This window comes from Yoonia sp. 67-2 (assembly GCF_035117555.1).
Lineage (GTDB): Bacteria > Pseudomonadota > Alphaproteobacteria > Rhodobacterales > Rhodobacteraceae > Yoonia.
Genome location: NZ_JAYKPK010000001.1, coordinates 468,544 through 488,211 on the forward strand (window position 1 = coordinate 468,544; position 19,668 = coordinate 488,211).

A 19,668-nucleotide genomic window follows, 5' to 3' on the forward strand; every position below is an offset into this window, starting at 1 on the left:
TGTGTAAAGAACATTTTAGGAACATCGGTGAGGAATTTTTTAACCTATTGAAATCAAAAGGATCGCGCGGTCCTGTTCCAATAGCCAAAGCAGAGTGCGCGCACCTTCTCCGCGGGGAAGGTTCAGGTCAGGGTCATCATGCAGCAATTTGCGGGCATCCGATTGCGCCACCGCCATCAACCCCGCCTGCCGTTCCAGATCGGCAACGCGGAACCGTGGCAGACCCGATTGCGCAGTGCCGATCACATCTCCGGCGCCGCGCATCATCAGGTCTTCTTCCGATATGCGAAACCCATCCTCGGTCTCGCGCAGGATTTCCAGCCGCTTGCGGCCATTCTCGGTCAAGGGCGGTTGGTAGATCAGCAGACAGGTGGATGCCGCATCGCCGCGCCCGACCCTGCCCCGCAACTGATGCAATTGCGCAAGGCCAAAACTTTCGGCACCTTCGATCATCATGATCGACGCATTGGGCACATTCACCCCCACCTCAATCACCGTGGTGGCGACCAGCACGCGGGTGTCCCCGCTGACAAACCGCGCCATGGCGGCGTCTTTTTCGGCAATCGGCATCTGGCCATGCACCAGCCCGACGACATCATCGCCCAAGGCGGCGCGCAGCCGTTTGAACCGTTCTTCGGCGGCGGTCATCGCGATGACCTCGCTTTCCTCGACCAGCGGGCAGACCCAATAGGCCTGCCGCCCCTCGGCCACGGCGGCGCGCAGTTTCGCGACCACCTCATCCATCCGCGCCGCTGACACCAGCGCGGTCTGCACCGGTTTGCGCCCGGGCGGTTTTTCATCCAGCACCGAGACATCCATATCGCCATATTGCGCGAGCGCCAGTGATCGCGGGATCGGCGTCGCCGTCATCACCAGCACATCAACGGCGCGGCCTTTTGCGCCAAGCTCCATCCGTTGTGCGACACCGAACCGATGCTGTTCGTCGATCACCGCCAGCCGTAGGTCATTGAAATGCACGTCTTTCTGGAACACCGCATGGGTGCCGACCAGAATATGGATATCGCCCGCCAGCAATGCTGCCAGTTTCGCCGCGCGATCAGCGCCTTTGTCACGGCCAGTCAGCACCTCCAGCCGTATTCCGGCAGCAGTGGCCAAAGGTGCCAGCCCGGCATAATGCTGCCGCGCCAGAATTTCGGTCGGGGCCATCATCACGCCCTGCCCGCCAGCCTCGACCACCTGCAACAAGGCCATCATCGCGACCAAAGTCTTGCCGGACCCGACATCGCCCTGCAACAGCCGGTTCATCCGCTGCGGTGCCGCCAGATCGGCGCCGATTTCCTTAATCGCACGGATTTGCGCACCGGTCGGCGCATAGGGCAAATCCGCCAAGACACGGCCCTGTAGCGCGCCGTCACCCTTGGACACGATGCCCTTGCCCCGCCGCGCCTTGGCCCGGGCCAGCGCCAGCGTGATCTGATGCGCCATCAATTCATCATAGGCCAGCCGCGCGCGGGCCGGGTGATGCGGCGACAGATCGGTGGATGATTGCGGGTTATGCGCAAGGTGCAGCGCATCTACCCAATCGGGCCAGCCTTCACGCGCCTTTTGGCCCGGATCGATCCATTCCGGCAGGTCGGGCAACAGGGTTAACGCGGACCTTGTCGCCTTCCACATCACCTTTTGCGTGATCCCGTGGTGCAGCGGATAGACCGGTTCAAAGGCGGGGATTGTGTCCGCCTCTGCACTGGGCAAGACGTGATCGGGATGCACGATCTGCGCGATGCCGTCGAACAATTCCAGCTTGCCCGATACCACCCGCCGCTGGCCCGTGGGCAGCAGTTTTTGCAGGTAATCGCCGCGCGGGTGGAAAAAGACGAGTTGGAAACTGGTCTCTGCATCATCAACCACGATCCGGTAAGGTTTCCCCTTGGATTTGGGCGGCATATGCAGACCCACCGTGACCTCCACCGTCACAACGCAAGGGGCGATCACCTCGCGTATGCTGGCCCGCCTGCGCCGGTCCACGCCGGAAATCGGCAGGGTGAACAAGAGGTCAGCCGGTTTTTCGATACCCGCATCCGCCATGATCTGCGCGGTTTTCGGCCCGACGCCGTCGAGCCTGGTCAGCGCGCCGAACAGCGGGAAAAGAACCTCTGGCCGGCCTTTCATGAGCCGGCAATCAGCGATAGCCAGCCATCCTCATCCATCGTGCGGATGCCAAGCGCCTCTGCCTTCGCCGCCTTCGACCCGGCCCCGGGACCTGCGACCAGAATGTCGGTCTTGGCGCTGACCGAGCCTGCGACCTTGGCGCCCAAGGATTCAGCGCGCGCCTTGGCCTCTGCCCGTGTCATGCGCTCCAGCGTGCCGGTAAAAACCACCGTCAGGCCCGACACCGGGCTGTCGCTGGCGACCTTCGCGGCATCCTGCACATCGAGTTCGGCGACCAAGGCGGCGATGGAGTTTGCCTCTGCCGCGTTCTGCATCGTCGCGATCAGGGATGTCGCCATCACGGCACCGACACCGTCGATGCTGATCAATTCCTCCCAAGCCGCACCGCTGCCGATGTCGGCCTCTGCCATTGCGGCGGCGAATGCGGCCCATGATCCGTAGTGATTGGCCAGTAACGCCGCAGAGCTTTCGCCGACATGCCGGATCCCCAGCGCAAAGATCAGCCGGTGCAGCGGGATTTTGCGTTTGTCGTCGATGGCGGCAAAGAGGTTATCGGCACTTTTCGCGCCCCAACCTTCGCGGTTCTTCAACTGCTGGAGGCCCTGCCCGTAGCGCCTGCGCAATTGAAAAATATCGACCGGGGTTTTGATCCAGCCATCGGCATAGAATTGTTCAACCTGTTTCGCGCCCAAACCTTCGATGTCAAAGGCCGCGCGGGAGACGAAATGTTTCAGCCTTTCAACGGCTTGCGCGGGGCATATCAAGCCGCCGGTGCAGCGGCGCACAGCGTCGCCATCTTCGCGGACCGCGGGGGAATCGCATTGCGGGCAAGTGTCGGGAAAGACATAGGGCGCGGCATTCGCAGGCCTGCGCGCCAGATCCACATCCTTGATTTTGGGGATCACGTCACCGGCGCGGTAGACCTGTACCCAATCGCCGATGCGGATATCGCGGCCTTCGCGGATGGGCTGACCATCGCCGCCACGCCCGGCGATGTAATCCCCATTATGCAGCGTCGCGTTGGACACCATGACGCCGCCGACATTGACCGGCACCAGCCGCGCGACGGGTGACAAGGCCCCGGTGCGCCCGACCTGAATGTCGATCCCGGTCAGTTCCGTCCAGGCGAGTTCTGCGGGGAATTTATGCGCAATCGCCCAGCGGGGTGTGGTGGACCGGAACCCCAGGCGTTGCTGCAAGGCCAGATCATCGACCTTGTAAACCACGCCATCAATGTCATAGCCAAGGGTCGCGCGCTGCGCCTCGATCCCTTGGTAATGCGCGATCATCGCCTCGGGGCTGTCGCAGGTCACGGTCAGCGGATTGGTCGCGAAACCCAAGCTTTTCAGCCGCGCGATGGCACCAGATTGCGTATCCGCCAGCGGTTCTGACACTTCCCCCCAAGCATAGGCGAAGAAACGCAAAGGTCGCGCGGCGGTGATCTGCGCATCCAATTGGCGCAAGGACCCGGCGGCGGCATTGCGCGGATTGGCAAAGGTTTTCGCGCCTCTCTCGGCTTGCCGCGTGTTGAGGGCGGCGAAATCCGCGTGGCTCATGTAAACCTCACCGCGCACTTCCAGCACGGCGGGCGCATCGGTCAGGCTTTGCGGGATATCCGCAATCGTGCGCGCATTGGCGGTGACATTTTCCCCCACGGCCCCGTCGCCACGGGTTGCGGCCTGCACCAGTTCCCCGTTTTCATAGCGCAGCGACAGCGACAGCCCGTCAATCTTTGGTTCTGCGGTATAGCGCAACGGCTGATCGCCCAGCCCCAGATACTTGCGCACGCGCTGGTCGAAATCGGTGACATCTTCATCGCTGAACGCATTGCCCAACGACAGCATCCGCACCGCATGGGGCACTTTGCCGAATCCATCCGCGACGGCGGAACCGACCTGATCGCTGGGGCTGTCGGCGCGTTTGAGCGCGGGAAAGCGCGCCTCGATCGCGGCGTTGCGCTGTTTCAGCGCGTCATAGGCGGCGTCATCTATCGCCGGATCATCCTCGCGATGATAGGCGGCATTGGCCTTTTGAAGAACATCCGCCAGCCGCGCCAGCTCTGCTTTGGCTTGATCTGTGGTCAGATCCTCTGCCGCGATGGTCGCGATATCGTCATTTTTTGCGTTCTGGCTCACCTTGGTCCCCAATGCGGTTGCGCGCCAGATAGTGTTAGGCAGCCATCACGCCAAGGTCCAGAGAGCAGAGCCTTGCATTACGCCCCGACAGCCAATCTTGCGGGGGCTTTCACCGGTTCGGGGTCGCGCAACACGTAACCCCGACCCCAGACGGTTTCGATATTGTTTTCGCCATTCGACGCCTCTGACAATTTCTTGCGCAATTTGCAGATAAAAACATCGATGATTTTCAATTCCGGTTCATCCATACCGCCATATAGGTGGTTCAGAAACATTTCCTTGGTCAACGTCGTGCCTTTGCGCAAAGATAACAATTCAAGCATCTGATATTCCTTGCCGGTCAGATGCACGATGCTGCCCGCAACCTCGACCGTTTTGGCGTCCAGATTGACGGATACCTGCCCGGTGCGGATGATCGATTGCGCATGACCTTTCGACCGGCGGATGATCGCATGAATCCGCGCGACCAGTTCTTCACGGTGAAACGGTTTGGTCAGGTAATCATCAGCGCCAAAGCCGAAACCTTTCAGCTTGCTTTCGGTCCCGTCATCGCCCGTCAGGATCAGGATCGGCGTGTCGATCCGGCTGAGCCGCAATTGCCGCAACACCTCGTGCCCATCCATATCCGGCAGGTTCAGATCCAGCAGGATCAGATCGTAATCATAGAGCCGTGCCAGATCGATCCCTTCTTCGCCCAGATCGGTGGTGTAGACGTTCAGGTTCGCATGGGTCAGCATCAATTCGATGCTTTTGGCGGTGGTCGGGTCATCTTCAACCAGCAGGACGCGCATAAGGATTCTCCGCTTTCATGTGTGCAGCTCACCTTGATCACAAAAAGGTTAACCACACGTTACCTGTGCGCAACAAGAGAAATAACACGCTAAGGTTGTCTATATTTTTGCATTGTGGTGGCTTTCAGCGCCGATTCCCCATGGGTTTGCACGGCTTTTTCCCATTCGGTCAGCTCTTCTTCGGACAGATCATAGGTTTCCAACGCTTCTTCGCGGTTGATCAGCCCATGCGTGACGGCGCGCACCACGGCGGCCTTGCGCGACGCGACCCAACGTTTGATCGCCTTGTCCGGCAGATCCGCCCGCGTCATGCTGGACCCGTCCGGCAATATCACGGCGCGCGGTCCCGGTACTTTTCTGATACGCATCTGGCACCCCTTTCCCCAAACTTGCCGGGATGGTATGACGCGGATGACTTAACGAGAGGTGTAGCCGCACCTTGAGAATGCAAAGCATTTTCCTATATTTGTCGCTGATCTTGACCTGATGGATTGTATGATGCCGCTGGAAGCCCCGTTGAACTCGCTTGGTTTTGCCAAGGCCCCTGCCGATACCCGCGTGGTTGTTGCCATGTCCGGGGGCGTTGACAGCTCTGTAGTGGCGGCAAAGCTGGCCGAAGAAGGCTATGATGTCGTCGGCGTCACCTTGCAGCTTTATGACCATGGTGCAGCCTTGGCCAAGAAAGGTGCCTGTTGCGCCGGGCGCGATATCCACGACGCCCGCCGCGTGGCCGAGGAAATGGGCTTTCCGCATTACGTGCTGGATTACGAAAACACCTTCCGCGAGGCGGTGATGGATGAATTCGCCGACAGCTATCTGGGTGGTGCGACGCCGGTGCCCTGCATCCGCTGCAACGAGCGGGTGAAATTCAAGGATCTGCTGCAAACCGCCAAGGATCTGGAAGCCGATTGCATGGCCACCGGCCATTATATCCAGCGCAAGATGGGGCTGGAAGGCGCGGAACTGCACAGTGCTGCCGATGCGGGCAAGGATCAAAGCTATTTCCTGTTTTCGACCACGCAGGACCAGCTGGATTACCTGCGCTTTCCTTTGGGCCATCACAAAAGCAAAGATGAAACCCGCGCCTTGGCTGCCAAATATGGGCTGAGCGTCGCGGATAAACCCGACAGTCAGGATATCTGTTTTGTCCCCAACGGTGATTATGCTGCGGTGATCGAAAAACTGCGCCCCGGGGCTGCGGCACCGGGCGAGATTGTTGATATCAATGGCAAGTTGCTGGGCCAGCATAACGGGGTGATCCATTACACTGTGGGGCAACGGCGCGGCCTTGGCATCGGTGGGTTGGCAGACCCGCTTTATGTGGTGCGTCTGGATGTCGAAAAAAAACAGGTCATCGTCGGGCCGAAAGATATGCTCGCCACCCGCCGGGTGCCGATCCGCGAAATCAACTGGATCGGCGGCGGCAAGATCACAGATTTCGCCGAACGCCAGATCGGTGTGCGTGTGCGCTCCACGCGGCCCCCGACCGAGGCTGTCCTGCGTCCGATCAGCGCGACCGAGGCCGAGGTTGAATTGCTGGTCGCCGAACAAGGCGTCTCACCCGGTCAGGCCTGCGTGTTCTACGACCTCGACACCACCCGCATCTTGGGCGGCGGCTGGATCTGGCGCGGCGCTTAACCCCGCGCCCCCCTTCTTATTTCTGAAAATACTTCCGGGGTCAGGGGCAGCGCCCCTGCTGCGGCGCAAAAAACGCTGGCAGATCATGACAGTCCCGATTACCCAAGGCGCATGATTTATACATCCGCATCAGACTGGCGCGCCGCGCCGCAAAAACGTGTCCTGCTGTTCGCTATGTCGGGGCTAGGCAAGACCTATTTATCCAGCATGCTGCGCGAGACGGGTGATTGGTTCCATTATTCCATCGATTACCGGATCGGCACCCGCTATATGGGTGAATATATCGCCGATAATGCCAAGCGCGAGGCGATGAAGGTGCCGTTCCTGCGCGATCTGTTGCGAAGCGACAGCATCTATATCGGCTCCAACATATCCTTCAACGATTTGCGGCCGATGTCGTCTTATCTGGGCAAACCCGGGGATCCGGCCAAGGGCGGCCTGCCGTGGGATGAATATACCCACCGTCAGGACCAGTTTCAAAAGGCCGAGGTCGCGGCGCTGCACGACACCGGCCATTTCATCGAACGCTCGCATGACCTCTATCAATATCCGCATTTCGTCTGCGATACGGGCGGGTCGATCTGTGAATGGGTCGATGTGAATGACCCCGATGATCCGATCATGACCGACCTTGCCGCCAAAACCTTGATGGTCTGGATCGAAGGCACCGATGCCCATACCGCAGAACTGATCCGCCGCTTTGATCGCGAACCCAAGCCGATGTCCTATGACCCGGTTTTCCTGCTGGACACATGGCAGGCTTATCTGGCGGAATTCAACAAGGCCCCCGATGCGGTGGACCCTGATGATTTCATCCGCTGGGCCTTTGCCAAGGCTTTGGCGCATCGTCAGCCGCGCTACAAGGCGATGGCAGAGCGTTGGGGATTAACTGTCGCGCAGGATGACGTGGCGGCGGTAAGGGATGCGCAAGGTTTCATCGACATGATCGCCACAGCCCTTGAGATGCGGGGCTAAGCCGCCTATCTCAACGCCTCTGTCAGGATAAATCCCATGCCGATCAAACTCCCCTCTGCCCTGCCCGCATATGATGTTCTGTCGAAAGAAGGCGTCATGGTGCTGGATGAAGTCACCGCCGCGCGTCAGGATATCCGCCCCTTGCGGATCGCCTTGCTGAACCTGATGCCCAAGAAAATCCAGACCGAAAACCAATTCGCCCGGCTGATCGGCGCGACACCGTTGCAGATCGAATTTTCGCTGATCCGCATGTCGGAACATCAGACGCGGAACACCGCCGCCGATCATATGGAGGAATTCTATCGCCCGTTCAGCGATGTCAGGGGTGAAAAATTCGACGGGCTGATCATCACCGGTGCGCCGATTGAACATCTGCCGTTCGAAGATGTGACCTATTGGGATGAATTGAAACAGGTTTTCGACTGGACCCAGACCAATGTCCATTCCACCTTTGGCGTCTGCTGGGGGGGGATGGCGATGATCAATTATTTCCATGGTGTGCGGAAACATCTGCTGGATCAAAAGCTGTTCGGTTGCCTGCGGCATCAGAACAAGGCGCCCAGCTCGCCCTACCTGCGGGGGTTCTCTGATGATTGCGTGATCCCTGTCAGCCGCTGGACCGAAATGCGGCAGGCTGAAATCGACGCAGCACCAGGGTTGAAAACCCTGATCACCAGTGATGAGGCCGGGCCTGCGCTGGTCGAAGACCCTGCCCACCGCGCGCTTTATGTCTTTAACCATTTCGAATATGACACCGGCACGCTGAAACAGGAATATGACCGCGACGTCGCCAATGGCACGACGATCAATATCCCGGCGAATTATTACCCCGATGACGATCCGTTGAAGATGCCACAGAACCGCTGGCGCAGCCATGCACACCTTCTATATGGCAATTGGATAAACGAGATTTATCAGACCACCTATTTCGAGTTGGATAAAATTGGTACTTAAAGCGCTCACCTACACCGCCATCGCCCTCGGGCTCGGCGCGATCCTGACCGCCTGCACCGCATCGCAGCGGGTGGACCGGATCGAGGCGGCCTATCCCCCCATTGGCCAATTCGTCAATGTGACGGGTGGGCGGGTGCATTATGTGCAGGCAGGGGAAGGTCCCGATGTGATCCTGCTGCATGGCGCGGGTGGTAATCTGCGCGATTATACTTTTTCGCTGATGGATCAACTCAGCGACCGCTACCGCGTCACCGCCTTTGACCGGCCCGGTTTGGGCTATACCGACCGGGTGCCGGGGATCAGCACGGGGCCTTTCGCCACCGAAGGTGACAACCCCAACGCGCAGGTCGCCATGCTTCGTGAAGCGGCCACGGCTCTTGGCATCACCGATCCCGTGGTCGTCGGCCACAGCTTTGGTGGGATCGTCGCGATGGCTTGGGGCACGACCGGCCTGACGCTGGATGATCCGACCAATGCTGCCGCTATCGTGACATTTGGCGGTGTGTCGATGCCTTGGCCCGGCGACCTTGGCGCTTATTATTCCGTCAACGGCAGCGCCATTGGCGGCGGGCTGGTGATCCCGCTGATCACGGCGTTCACCCCGCGCAGCACCGTCGATAGTATCGTAGCCGAAACCTTCGCGCCGCAAGACCCACCGCCCGGCTATATCGCCCATCTTGGCGGCGAACTGGCCCTGCGCGAACGCACCTTCCGCGCCAATGTGCGGCAAGTGAACACGTTGCGCCCCTTCGTGGTGGAAATGACCGCACTTTACCCCCAGCTGACCATCCCGATCGAGGTGATCCACGGCACCGCAGACAACACCGTTCCGATCCATGTGCATGCCGAGGAATTGATCAAGATCGCCCCGACCGTCAATCTGACAAGGCTCGAAGGCGTCGGCCACCAGCCGCATCACAGCGATGAACCCGCAGCAATCGCCGCCATCGACCGCGCCGCCGCCCGCGCCGGATTGCGCTAGACGCGCGGCGCGCCCATAAAGGGGCAACAAAGCGGGGATGATTTCATGGACCTACCATTTGACGGCGCGATCAGCCGCTATTTCAAGACCGAGGCCCCGGCAGATATCCGTGACATCATCGCGGATTCCAAGAAAAACGACATTCTCAACCCCAGTTATCCCTATGACACAATCTGGGATAAGGATGACTACAAGGATGCATTGGACGATCTGCAGGTCGAATTGGTCCGCATGCAGGCCTGGGTGCGCGACACCGGCCAGCGCGTTGTCGTCGTTTTTGAAGGGCGCGATGCGGCAGGCAAAGGCGGGTCGATCAAACGGTTCCGCGCCAATCTGAACCCGCGTGGCGCCAAACTGGTGGCTTTGCCGAAACCATCGGATACCGAAGCCGGGCAATGGTATTTCCAACGCTATATCGCGCATCTGCCTGCCAAGGGAGAAATGACACTCTTTGACCGCAGCTGGTATAATCGTGGCGTCGTCGAACATGTGTTCGGCTTTTGCACCCCGGACCAGCGCGAAAATTGGTTCAAACAGGTTCCCGAATTCGAGGATATGCTGGCCAAGGAAGGCATCACCTTGTTCAAGATCTGGCTCAATGTCGGGCGGGCCACGCAATTGCAGCGGTTTCTGGACCGCGAACAGGACCCGCTGAAACAATGGAAACTCAGCCGGATCGATGTCGAAGGTCTGGCGCTGTGGGATCAATATTCCGACGCGATTCAGGAAACGCTCGACCGGACCCATCTGCCAGTTGCCCCTTGGACCGTGATCCGCGCCGATGACAAACGGCGTGCCCGCGTCAATCTGATACGCACCATCCTCCAAGGCCTTGATTACACGCGAAAAGATAGGGATGCCTTGGGTGCGACAGACCCGCTGATCGCCGGTGGCCCCGACCTGAGACATGTCTAAACAAGGCTATCACCACGGCAATCTGCGCGAGGCGCTGGTGAATGCCTGTCTCGACCTGATCGAAAAACGCGGGCCGACCGGGTTTACCCTGTCCGAGGCAGCGCGCGAGGCGGGCGTCACCCCCGCCGCCGTCTATCGCCATTTCGCAGGACGCGAAGACCTGATCGCGGCGGCCGCGCAAGAAGGCTATGCCATCTTTGCCGATCTGATGGATCATGCCTATGCCAAAGGGCAACCATCGGCGCTCGCCGCCTTTTCCGCGACAGGCCGCGCCTATCTCGCCTTCGCGCGGCGCTATCCCGGCCATTACATCGCGATGTTCGAATCCGGTGTTTCGATCAACCACAGCGCGGAACTGCATGCTGTCGCAACCCGCGCCATGGGTGTGCTGGAAAAAGCCGCAGCGGCGCTGAGCCAGCATATCCCCGCCGACAAACGCCCGCCCGCCCAGATGTTCAGCGCCCATATCTGGGCGATGTCGCATGGCGTGGTCGAATTATTCGCCCGCGGCAATCCAGGCCGGACCAGCCCGTTTCCGCCCGATGATCTGCTGGAAACCGGCATCGGTATCTATCTGCGCGGGCTTGGCCTCTTGGACCCTGACACATAGGAACGCATCATGGACGGCACTTTTGCAGTTATCTTTTTCATTGTCGGCCTGACCGATACTTATCTGAACGAATGCGATAAAGGCTGTTTCGCGCTGCGCGAGGCCCCTGCCCGCGTGGCCCTGCAATTGAGCGAGACCTATTTTCAATCCGAGACTATCAGCGAAGAACTCTATGCCACCTATGATTTCGCGCGTAGCTATGGCGCGTTCCAGCCGGTCATCGGGGCGAGTGCGACCAGCGATGGCGATCTCTGGCTGGGTGCCGGTGCCAAATGGACGACGCAGAATGTGATCGAAGGCCCGTTCTTTGTCGAACTGTCCTTCATGCCTGGGCTTTATGTGCAGGGCGACGGCCCCGACCTCGGCGGCCCGCTGGAATTTCGCGGCGCGCTTGGGGTCGGCTATGCCTTCGACAATGGCGCGACATTGACGGTTCTGGCCGACCACCGCTCCAACGCCGATCTGGGTGATATCAATCCGGGGCTTGAAACCGTCGGCCTACGCTTCGCCATGCCGTTGAACTAACCCATCGTCCGAGTATAAATATCCCCGCGCGGCGCGTTCCGGCGGAGCCGGATCAGTAGGGTGGATGTCAATCCACCCTACGCCAGCAACACCAGCGACCGTTCGTCCCAGACGACTTTGGTCTGGGTGCCGACATCCAGCACTGGCCGCCCGATCAGATTTTTCATCGCGATATTCAGCGGCTGGTCGATCCCCGCCACGCGCACATCGTAATAGGTCATATCGCCGTAATAGACGACCTCATCCACGACACCATCGACAAGCTTGCGGTCGGTCGTCTCGCCCTCAAACAGGATCGCCAAAGTCTCTGGCCGCACGCCGGCAACGGCGGCGCCTTTGTGCAGTGCCATCGGCGCTTGTTCCGCATTCACGCTGACGCGCCCAAGCCCCGCAACCTCGACATTGATCTGATCACCAATGTCATGCACCTCAGCCGCCAGAAAATTCATCTTGCCGATGAATTCCGCCACGCGTCGCGAATTGGGGCGACGGTACAGCGTTTCCGGGTCGGCCAATTGGCCGATCTCGCCTTCGAACATGACGGCGATGCGGTCGGACATCACCAAAGCCTCTTCCTGATCATGGGTGACCAGAATGAAAGTGATGCCGACATGGCGTTGCAGGCGGATCAATTCCACCTGCATCTGTTCGCGCATTTTCTTGTCGAGTGCGGACAAAGGCTCATCCAGCAGCAGGACCTTGGGTTTCAGGATCAGCGCGCGGGCCAGGGCCACCCGCTGCCGTTGCCCGCCCGACAAAGCATGCGAGGCGCGTTTGCCATAGCCGGACAGGCCGACCATGCTCAGCGCCTCTTCGACCATTTTCGATTTATCGTCCTTGGACAGATCCGACCGTTTGCGCAGGCCAAAAGCCACGTTTTCCGCCACCGACAGATGCGGGAAGATCGCATAGGATTGAAACACCATATTGGTCGGGCGCAAATTGGCAGAGACACCCGCCATATCCTTGCCGCCGATCATCACGACACCGCCAGAGACATCCTCCAACCCCGCGATCACCCGCAGCAACGTGGTCTTGCCACAGCCCGACGGACCCAGTAGCGAGAAAAACTCCCCCGCGTTGATCGTCAGGTCGATGTCACGCAAAGCATGATAATCGCCGTAATATTTATTGACGCCCTTGAGCGTGATCAAAGCTGTCAAAGAAAGCCCCCTTTGTCTTTCACACCGGCGCGGGCCATGCCGCGGCGGCGCAAAAGCTCTGCAATAGTCAACAGGATGATCGACAGCGCGACCAATATAGTCCCCAAAGCCATGACAATGGGCAAAGACGCCGGGAACCGCATCAGGCCCCAGATATAAACCGGCATCGTCGGGCTAGTGCCGGACAAAAAGAACGCGATGATGAATTCATCCAGCGAGATGGTGAAGGCGATCAGCATGCTGGAAATGATACCGGGCATGACCAGCGGTAAAGTCACCAGCCGAAAGGCCGAGAACCGGCTTTCGCCCAAATCCATCGCCGCCTCTTCCATGCTCGGATCAAGATTCTGAAAGGCACCGTTCAGGATGGCGATGCAGAATGGCGTGCAGATCAGCACATGGGCGGCGATGATCGTCCAGTTCGACAGGCCCAGATCGAAAATCTGCACCACGACGACCAGCAAGGACACCGCTACGATGATTTCAGGCAGCACCAGCGGCAGCATGATGAACCCCATGATCCCCGCCTTGACAGGAAAGCGATACATCGCACCCGCCCGCGCCGCGCAGATCCCCAGCAAGGTCGACAGGATCGCCGTCATCACCGCGATGAACAGCGAATTTTTCACCGCCGTATGCAGCGAGGTATTGGTCATCAAGGCATCAAACCATTCGGTGGTAAAGCCTGACAAAGGAAAGGCGATAATCGTTGCATCATTAAAGGCAAAGATCGGCAGCAATACGATCGGCGCGTAAAGAAAGATCAGATAGGCGATGGCATAGATGCGCAGGCTCATGACCGGCCCCGCAGCCAGCGGCGGTTGAGCAGCACGAAAAACAGGCTGATCGCGGTGACCGACAACATTGCTACTACGGCCAATGCGGCGCCAAGCGGCGCATTGTTCAGCGCCAGAAACTGGGTCTGGATCATATTTGCGATCAGCTTGCCCCCGGCCCCGCCCATCAGTTCCGGCGTCACATAATCACCGATGGTCGGGATGAAAACGATCAGCACCGCTGCCACCACGCCCGGCATAGCAAGCGGCAAGGTTACGCGGAAAAACGTCATCACCTTGTTTTCGCCTAGGTCCTGCGACGCTTCCAGCAACGACCGGTCAATCTTTTCCAGCGCCACGAAAATCGGCAGGATCGCGAAAGGCGCGAAAGCATGGGCCAAGGTGATGATCACCGCGTTCACGTTATACAGGATGAATGTCAGCGGCTCGTCGATGATCCCGATATTCAGAAGGCCGGTGTTGATCACACCGTTATAACCCAGGATCACTTTCCACAAAAACACCCGGATCAGATAGGATGTCCAGAACGGGATCGTGATCAGGAACAGCCAAAGCGATTTCCGGTCCGGCCGGACATGAAACGAGACGAAATAGGCGATGGGAAAAGCCAAGAGCACCGTCACCAGCGTCACCGTGCCGGACACAAACAAGGACCGCTGCAACAGCGCGCCATAGATCGGCTGGTCGATGATCGTGCGATAATTATTCAGGGTGAATGTCGTATCGACATCCATGAAATTCTGGGTCCAGAAACTGAACAGGATGATCGCCCCTAAAGGGAAGGCCATCAGCAGCAAAGCATAGAAAAACGGCGGGCTGATCAACAGCAATCCGCGCCCGCCTTCGGTTTTTGTCAGCCTTTTGAACATGGGCTGATCTTGATCGCCACAGTGGAAAGATCAATATCAAAACGGTGGCGCGCGGCAGAAACCTGTCAGATTATCCGGCACTTGCCCGATTAGGCGTCACTCTGAAAACGCGAAAAGGCCCGCGCTTGCGGGCCTTTTCCAAATATGTGCCAAACTTAACGCTTGGAGAACTGGAAGCTCTTACGGGCTTTCGCCTTGCCGTATTTCTTGCGTTCCACAACGCGGCTGTCGCGTGTCAGGAAGCCGGCAGCTTTCAGCGCAGGGCGCAGCGATGGATCATAAAGCTGCAATGCTTTGGACACACCATGCTTGACCGCGCCGGCCTGACCGGACAGACCGCCACCCTTCACTGTCGCCACAACGTCGAACTGACCTGTGACACCGGCGATGGAGAACGGCTGGGCGAGGATCATCTGCAGCACGGGGCGCGCAAAATAGACCTTCATTTCCTTGCCGTTCACAACGACCTTGCCGGAACCGGGGCGGATCCAGACGCGGGCGACCGCATCTTTACGCTTGCCGGTGGCATAGGACCGGCCCAGCTCATCGCGCTTGGGTTCACGGGGGGGCGCGACGGGTGTTGGTGCCGCAGCTTCAACACCTTCAGCGACCTGCCCCAGCTCTTCGAGCGAATTGACTTGATCGGCCATTATGCGGTCCTCGTGTTCTTTTTGTTCATGGATGCAACATCCAGAACTTCGGGCTTCTGAGCTTCCATGCCATGTTCCGCGCCTGCGAAAATCCGCAGATGGGTCATTTGCAGGCGGGACAGCTTGCCACCGGGCAGCATGCGCTGAACGGCTTTTTCGACGACGCGCTCTGGGTGCTTGCCTTCAAGGATTTCGGCCTTGGTCTTGGATTTGATCCCGCCGGGGTGGCCTGTGTGCCAGTAATAACGCTCATCGCGCTTGTTACCGGTCATCTGGATTTTCTCGGCATTGATCACGATCACATTGTCGCCCATATCCATGTGCGGTGTGAAGGAGGGCTTGTGCTTGCCGCGCAAGCGCATGGCGATGATCGAGGCAAGACGGCCCAGAACAACGCCTTCAGCGTCGATCAGGATCCACTTTTTCTCGATATCCGCCGGGGTAGCGGTAAAGGTTTTCATATCTCACCAAAGTTTTGGGGTGGCATTGCGCCACGGTCATTCGGATAGAGGGCTTATAAGCGCCGCAGCTTTCGCGTCAAGCGGGGTTTATCCGAATAAAATAAGCAAAAACAAAGTCTTGCAAATTAGGTATTATAATACCCCATCATTTTGGCAGCGAATAGGTCAAACTCGCGCGCGCCACCGGTGCCGCCTGCTCCGCGCTGTAGATCAGCGCATCGACCACGGCCAGCGCCCGGCCCAGTTTCAACAACCGTGCTTCGCAGATCAGCATCTGCCCGGCTGCGGGTTTGCGCATGAAATCAATGCTGCAATTGGTCGTCACCGCCAGCGCGCGTGGTCCGATATTGGCCAGAATGATCAGATAGGCCGTCACATCCGCCAGTGCGAACATCGCGGGGCCGGATATCGTGCCGCCGGGGCGCAAATGGCGGTCGGCGACCGGCATATGGACGGTGATTGCCGCGGGCGTCAGCGCATCGACGATGAAATCAGTCCCCACCTGCGGAAAGGTCTCGGCCAGAAACCCGTGTAAATCCGCGATATCCATCTTCAGCGTCATGGCTTCCCTCACTCCCGTTGCTGGCCTAGCATGACCCGGAACCGAAACAAAGGACAAGCCGATGGATATCCTGCTGCGCGAAGATCGCGACCATATCGCCCATCTGACGCTGAACGCGCCGGAGCGGCTGAACGCGCTCGGCGATACGATGCTGGCGGGCTTGCATGCAACTTTGGACGATATCGCCAGTGACCCCGATATCCGCGCCGTGATCATCGCGGGCGCTGGCAAAGCTTTCTGCGCGGGCCATGATCTGCGCGAAATGCAGGAAGCGCGGCAGGCCGATGATGCAGGCGCCGATTATTTCGCCGATCTTTTTGCGCGCTGTGCCGCCCTGATGCAGCGCATCCAGTCCCTGCCACAGCCAGTCATCGCGCAGGTCCATGGCATCGCCACTGCCGCAGGCTGCCAATTGGTCGCGACCTGTGATCTGGCGATTGCCGTCGATGACACGCGCTTTGGCGTGAACGGCGTGAATATTGGGCTGTTCTGTTCCACCCCGATGGTCGCCCTGACCCGCAACATCCCGCGCAAGGCCGCGTTCGAGATGCTGACCACCGGGCGTTTCATCGCGGCGGATGAGGCCTTAACGCTCGGCCTGATCAACCGCGCTGTGCCTGCTGCTGAACTTGCCAGCGCGACACAGGACCTCGCCCAGAGCATTGCCACCAAACTACCCGTGGCGGTCAAGATCGGCAAATCCGCCTTTTACGATCAGGCGCAACTGTCGACAGCAGAGGCTTATGCCTTCACCGCCGCCGTGATGGTGGAAAACATGATGATCCACGACACCGATGAAGGCATCACTGCTTTCCTCGAAAAGCGCCGCCCTGATTGGTCATCTTCCGAGTAAAAATATCCCCGCCCGAGGCTCCGGCGCAGCCGGACCTAAATCGCGTAGATCGCGGCGAACTTGGCCTCAAGATAATCCAGCAACGGCCCTTCTGCCGGGGCCATCCCTGCGGCATGGGTGATCGTGGCAACCGGCTCCCGCAAACCGCCATATTGCTGCAGATTGGTCCGTAACCAGCCTGTCGCGCGCGATATATCGCCGCGCGCCAGATCAGCATCCAGATCAGGCACAGCCGCGCGCAGCGCCTGATGCAGGCAACCCGCATAGACATTGCCCAAAGTATAGGTCGGGAAATAGCCAAACAACCCTTCGGACCAATGCACATCCTGCAAGACACCGTTCGACGGACGATCCACCGCAAAGCCAAAATCTGCCTTGAAACGGTCATTCCACGCCGCCTCCAGATCAGCCACCGCCAGATCGCCCGAAATCAGCGCGCGTTCCAGATCAAAGCGCAGCAGCACATGCAGATTATATTGCAGCTCATCGGCTTCCGTCCGGATGAACCCGTCGCTGACGCGGTTGACGCAGGCATAAAACGTATCCTCACCATCAATCCCGAAATCACCGAATTCATCGCGCATCTGGCCATAGAGCCAGCCGGTAAAGGCACGGCTGCGGCCGAGCTGGTTTTCATAGATCCGGCTCTGGCTTTCATGCACACCCATTGACACGCCTGCGCCAACAGGCGTCAGCAGATGCGTATGATCGATGCCTTGTTCATAGGCGGCATGGCCGACCTCGTGAATGGTGGAATAGAAACAATTGAACGGATCGACAGGATTCGTCCGCGTCGTGATCCGCACATCAAGGCCAGAGCCGGATGAAAACGGATGCACCGCCTTGTCGATCCGGCCAATGTTCAGGTCATAGCCAAAGGCTAGCGCGAGTTTTTGCGACATCGCCAATTGCCCTGCTTCATCGAAAGTGCGTTGCAGCATCGGCGGCGCAGGCGCATCCAGCACGGCAGCGCGTAGATCAACCAGGCGCGGGCGCAGGGCGGCGAACATCGCGCTCAGGCTGGTCCCCGAAGCGCCAGGCTCGTAATCATCCAACAAGGCATCATAGGGATCGGCATTACCCGCAATCGCCGCCGCCTCTTCCCGGCGCAGATCAAGGACCTTTTGCAGGACCGGTAGAAAAGCCGCGACATCTTCCTCGGCCCGCGCCTTGGCCCAGACCCGATGCGCCAGCGACGTGGTGCGCGCCAGTTCAGCGGCCAGACGCGCAGGCACCTTGGTCGCGCGGTCAAAGCTGCGGCGGATATGGCGCAGGTTCGCCGCTGCCACTTCATCCACCGCTTCGGCCTTGGCCAGCCAGTCGCCCACGCGCGGATCGACACGCCGCGCATGCAGGATATTGGCCATGGCGCCATGTTCCTCGGCCCGCTGCGGCCCGGCGCCATCCGGCATCATGGTTTCCTGATCCCAGCCAAGACGGCCCGCGACTTGGGCCAGCGCCTCTGTCTCGCGCTGAAAGGCCATCAGATCATCATAGGCTGTCATCTCAACGCCCCCGGACAGATTGTGGTTTGGGATATTGCGCGACAAAGCGCGCGCGCAGGATCATGGCCCAGAGGATCACCGCCACGAATTGATGGGTGATCGCCAGATGCACAGGTGCTGCATAAATCACCGTGAAGATGCCCAGCACGACCTGCACCAGCATCACCGCCATCATCATATTGAACGCCGCGCCGATATGCCGGTTGGCCGACCGCCGCGCGATCCACCAGAGCGCCAAAGCAAAGGCAAACAGAATATAGCCCGCCATGCGGTGCATGAATTGCACCAGCCCGGCATCTTCAAAGAAATTGCGCCAGATCGGTTGCAGGCTGAACGGATCGGGTGGAAAGAAACCGCCCGCCATCAATGGCCAGTCCGGGAAGGCCCGGCCGGCATCGATGCCCGCGACCAGCGCGCCCAGCAATATCTGCACGAAGGCCAGACCGACCAACAGCGACCCCAGCCGCGCCAGCCGCGCATCGCCCGAGCGTCTCGCCTGTAACAGATCAGCAGGCGCGCGGCCCAGCAGATAGATATACCAGGCGATAAAGCCAAAGATCACGAAAGCCAGCCCCAGATGCGTGGCAAGGCGGTAGGAGGCGACGCTCAGCATCCCCTCTTCCAACCCCGACGCCACCATCCACCAGCCGATCGCGCCCTGCAAGCCGCCCAATGCGCCGAGGAGGAGCAACCGCCCGGTCCAGCCTTTGGGGATCTGGCGTGCTACGAGGAAGCCGACAAAGCCCAAGGCCCAGACCAGCCCGATCACGCGGCCCAGCTGCCGGTGTCCCCATTCCCAATAATAGATGACCTTGAACTCTTCGAGGCTCATGCCCCGGTTCATCAATTGATATTGCGGGATCTGACGATATTTGTCGAATTCCACCTGCCATGCTTCGGCAGACAAGGGCGGTAAAGCCCCTGTCACCGGCGCCCATTCGGTGATCGACAAGCCACTATCGGTCAACCGGGTAAGCCCGCCCACGGCGATCATCACCACGACCAGCGCAAACAGCACCATCAGCCATGCACGGATCGCACGGCGCGCACCCTGCCCGGCCCTGCTGATCCCGCCCGGCGTTGCCACCTGTTTGGGGCTGTCGCCGACCTCTTCAAATATGCTGCGTTTGGTTGCCATTGCGGGTCTCCGTCA

The 19,668-nt window shown here is 59.4% G+C and carries 20 protein-coding genes; 8 read left to right on the forward strand and 12 right to left on the reverse strand.

Going from position 1 to position 19,668, the window contains the following annotated elements; genetic code table 11:
- Window positions 1-39: 39 nt before the first annotated feature.
- The 4 genes from recG to VOY09_RS02425 all read right to left on the reverse strand — a co-directional run bounded on the left by recG (window position 40) and on the right by VOY09_RS02425 (window position 5,424).
- Complete coding sequence (gene recG / locus VOY09_RS02410; RefSeq protein WP_322892481.1) at window positions 40-2,130, reverse strand: ATP-dependent DNA helicase RecG; 2,091 nt, start codon at window positions 2,128-2,130, stop codon at window positions 40-42.
- Window positions 2,127-4,265, reverse strand: a complete 2,139-nt coding sequence (gene ligA, locus VOY09_RS02415) for an NAD-dependent DNA ligase LigA (RefSeq protein ID WP_322892480.1) — start codon at window positions 4,263-4,265, stop codon at window positions 2,127-2,129. Before ligA ends, recG begins: the two co-directional genes overlap by 4 nt.
- Before the next feature lie 77 nt (window positions 4,266-4,342).
- On the reverse strand, window positions 4,343-5,056 hold the full coding sequence (gene ctrA, locus VOY09_RS02420; protein WP_322892479.1) for a response regulator transcription factor CtrA: 714 nt from the start codon (window positions 5,054-5,056) through the stop codon (window positions 4,343-4,345).
- An 89-nt stretch (window positions 5,057-5,145) separates the two neighbouring features.
- A complete protein-coding gene (locus VOY09_RS02425; protein WP_322892478.1) occupies window positions 5,146-5,424 on the reverse strand; it encodes a DUF1153 domain-containing protein in 279 nt (92 codons plus the stop codon).
- A gap of 130 nt (window positions 5,425-5,554) precedes the next feature.
- On the opposite strand from VOY09_RS02425, the gene mnmA reads away from it, so the two are divergent.
- The 7 genes from mnmA to VOY09_RS02460 all read left to right on the forward strand — a co-directional run bounded on the left by mnmA (window position 5,555) and on the right by VOY09_RS02460 (window position 11,655).
- Window positions 5,555-6,694: a tRNA 2-thiouridine(34) synthase MnmA gene (gene mnmA / locus VOY09_RS02430; RefSeq protein ID WP_322892477.1), complete on the forward strand. Its 1,140-nt coding sequence runs from the start codon at window positions 5,555-5,557 to the stop codon at window positions 6,692-6,694.
- Window positions 6,695-6,805: 111 nt separating this feature from the next.
- Window positions 6,806-7,669: an ATPase gene (locus tag VOY09_RS02435; protein ID WP_322892476.1), complete on the forward strand. Its 864-nt coding sequence runs from the start codon at window positions 6,806-6,808 to the stop codon at window positions 7,667-7,669.
- A gap of 36 nt (window positions 7,670-7,705) precedes the next feature.
- Window positions 7,706-8,623, forward strand: a complete 918-nt coding sequence (gene metA / locus VOY09_RS02440; protein ID WP_322892475.1) for a homoserine O-acetyltransferase MetA — start codon at window positions 7,706-7,708, stop codon at window positions 8,621-8,623.
- Window positions 8,613-9,605, forward strand: coding sequence for an alpha/beta hydrolase (locus tag VOY09_RS02445; protein WP_322892474.1), 993 nt, complete (start codon window positions 8,613-8,615; stop codon window positions 9,603-9,605). Before metA ends, VOY09_RS02445 begins: the two co-directional genes overlap by 11 nt.
- Window positions 9,606-9,650: 45 nt before the next feature.
- Window positions 9,651-10,520 carry a polyphosphate kinase 2 gene (gene ppk2 / locus VOY09_RS02450; protein ID WP_322892473.1) on the forward strand — a complete coding sequence of 290 codons (870 nt, stop codon included), beginning with the start codon at window positions 9,651-9,653 and terminating at the stop codon, window positions 10,518-10,520.
- Window positions 10,513-11,130 (forward strand): TetR/AcrR family transcriptional regulator, encoded by a 618-nt coding sequence (locus tag VOY09_RS02455; RefSeq protein ID WP_322892472.1) that lies wholly within the window; start codon window positions 10,513-10,515, stop codon window positions 11,128-11,130. Before ppk2 ends, VOY09_RS02455 begins: the two co-directional genes overlap by 8 nt.
- A 9-nt stretch (window positions 11,131-11,139) precedes the next feature.
- Entirely contained in the window at window positions 11,140-11,655 is a 516-nt protein-coding gene (locus tag VOY09_RS02460; protein WP_322892471.1) for an acyloxyacyl hydrolase, read from the forward strand.
- Between the two features lie 77 nt (window positions 11,656-11,732).
- On the opposite strand, the gene VOY09_RS02465 is transcribed toward VOY09_RS02460, so the two are convergent.
- The 6 genes from VOY09_RS02465 to VOY09_RS02490 form a co-directional block, all read right to left on the reverse strand.
- Window positions 11,733-12,818, reverse strand: a complete 1,086-nt coding sequence (locus tag VOY09_RS02465; protein WP_322892470.1) for an ABC transporter ATP-binding protein — start codon at window positions 12,816-12,818, stop codon at window positions 11,733-11,735.
- Window positions 12,815-13,615, reverse strand: coding sequence for an ABC transporter permease (locus VOY09_RS02470; RefSeq protein WP_322892469.1), 801 nt, complete (start codon window positions 13,613-13,615; stop codon window positions 12,815-12,817). Before VOY09_RS02470 ends, VOY09_RS02465 begins: the two co-directional genes overlap by 4 nt.
- Window positions 13,612-14,484, reverse strand: coding sequence for an ABC transporter permease (locus VOY09_RS02475; RefSeq protein WP_322892468.1), 873 nt, complete (start codon window positions 14,482-14,484; stop codon window positions 13,612-13,614). The genes VOY09_RS02470 and VOY09_RS02475 overlap by 4 nt, the downstream gene beginning before the upstream one ends.
- A gap of 155 nt (window positions 14,485-14,639) precedes the next feature.
- Window positions 14,640-15,134, reverse strand: a complete 495-nt coding sequence (rpsI, locus tag VOY09_RS02480; protein ID WP_322892467.1) for a 30S ribosomal protein S9 — start codon at window positions 15,132-15,134, stop codon at window positions 14,640-14,642.
- Window positions 15,134-15,595 (reverse strand): 50S ribosomal protein L13, encoded by a 462-nt coding sequence (gene rplM, locus VOY09_RS02485; protein WP_322892466.1) that lies wholly within the window; start codon window positions 15,593-15,595, stop codon window positions 15,134-15,136. The genes rpsI and rplM overlap by 1 nt, the downstream gene beginning before the upstream one ends.
- A 145-nt stretch (window positions 15,596-15,740) precedes the next feature.
- The gene (locus VOY09_RS02490; RefSeq protein WP_322892465.1) at window positions 15,741-16,157 is read right to left on the reverse strand and encodes a PaaI family thioesterase; all 417 of its coding nucleotides are present in this window, start codon (window positions 16,155-16,157) and stop codon (window positions 15,741-15,743) included.
- Between the two features lie 61 nt (window positions 16,158-16,218).
- Between VOY09_RS02490 and VOY09_RS02495 the strand changes: the two genes are divergently transcribed.
- A complete protein-coding gene (locus tag VOY09_RS02495) occupies window positions 16,219-17,010 on the forward strand; it encodes an enoyl-CoA hydratase (protein WP_322892464.1) in 792 nt (263 codons plus the stop codon).
- 35 nt (window positions 17,011-17,045) lie between these two features.
- Here the strand turns inward: VOY09_RS02495 and VOY09_RS02500 are convergent, their stop codons facing one another.
- Window positions 17,046-18,515 (reverse strand): carboxypeptidase M32, encoded by a 1,470-nt coding sequence (locus VOY09_RS02500; protein ID WP_322892463.1) that lies wholly within the window; start codon window positions 18,513-18,515, stop codon window positions 17,046-17,048.
- A gap of 1 nt (window position 18,516) precedes the next feature.
- On the reverse strand, window positions 18,517-19,653 hold the full coding sequence (ctaA, locus tag VOY09_RS02505; RefSeq protein WP_322892462.1) for a heme A synthase: 1,137 nt from the start codon (window positions 19,651-19,653) through the stop codon (window positions 18,517-18,519).
- Between the last annotated feature and the right edge of the window lie 15 nt (window positions 19,654-19,668).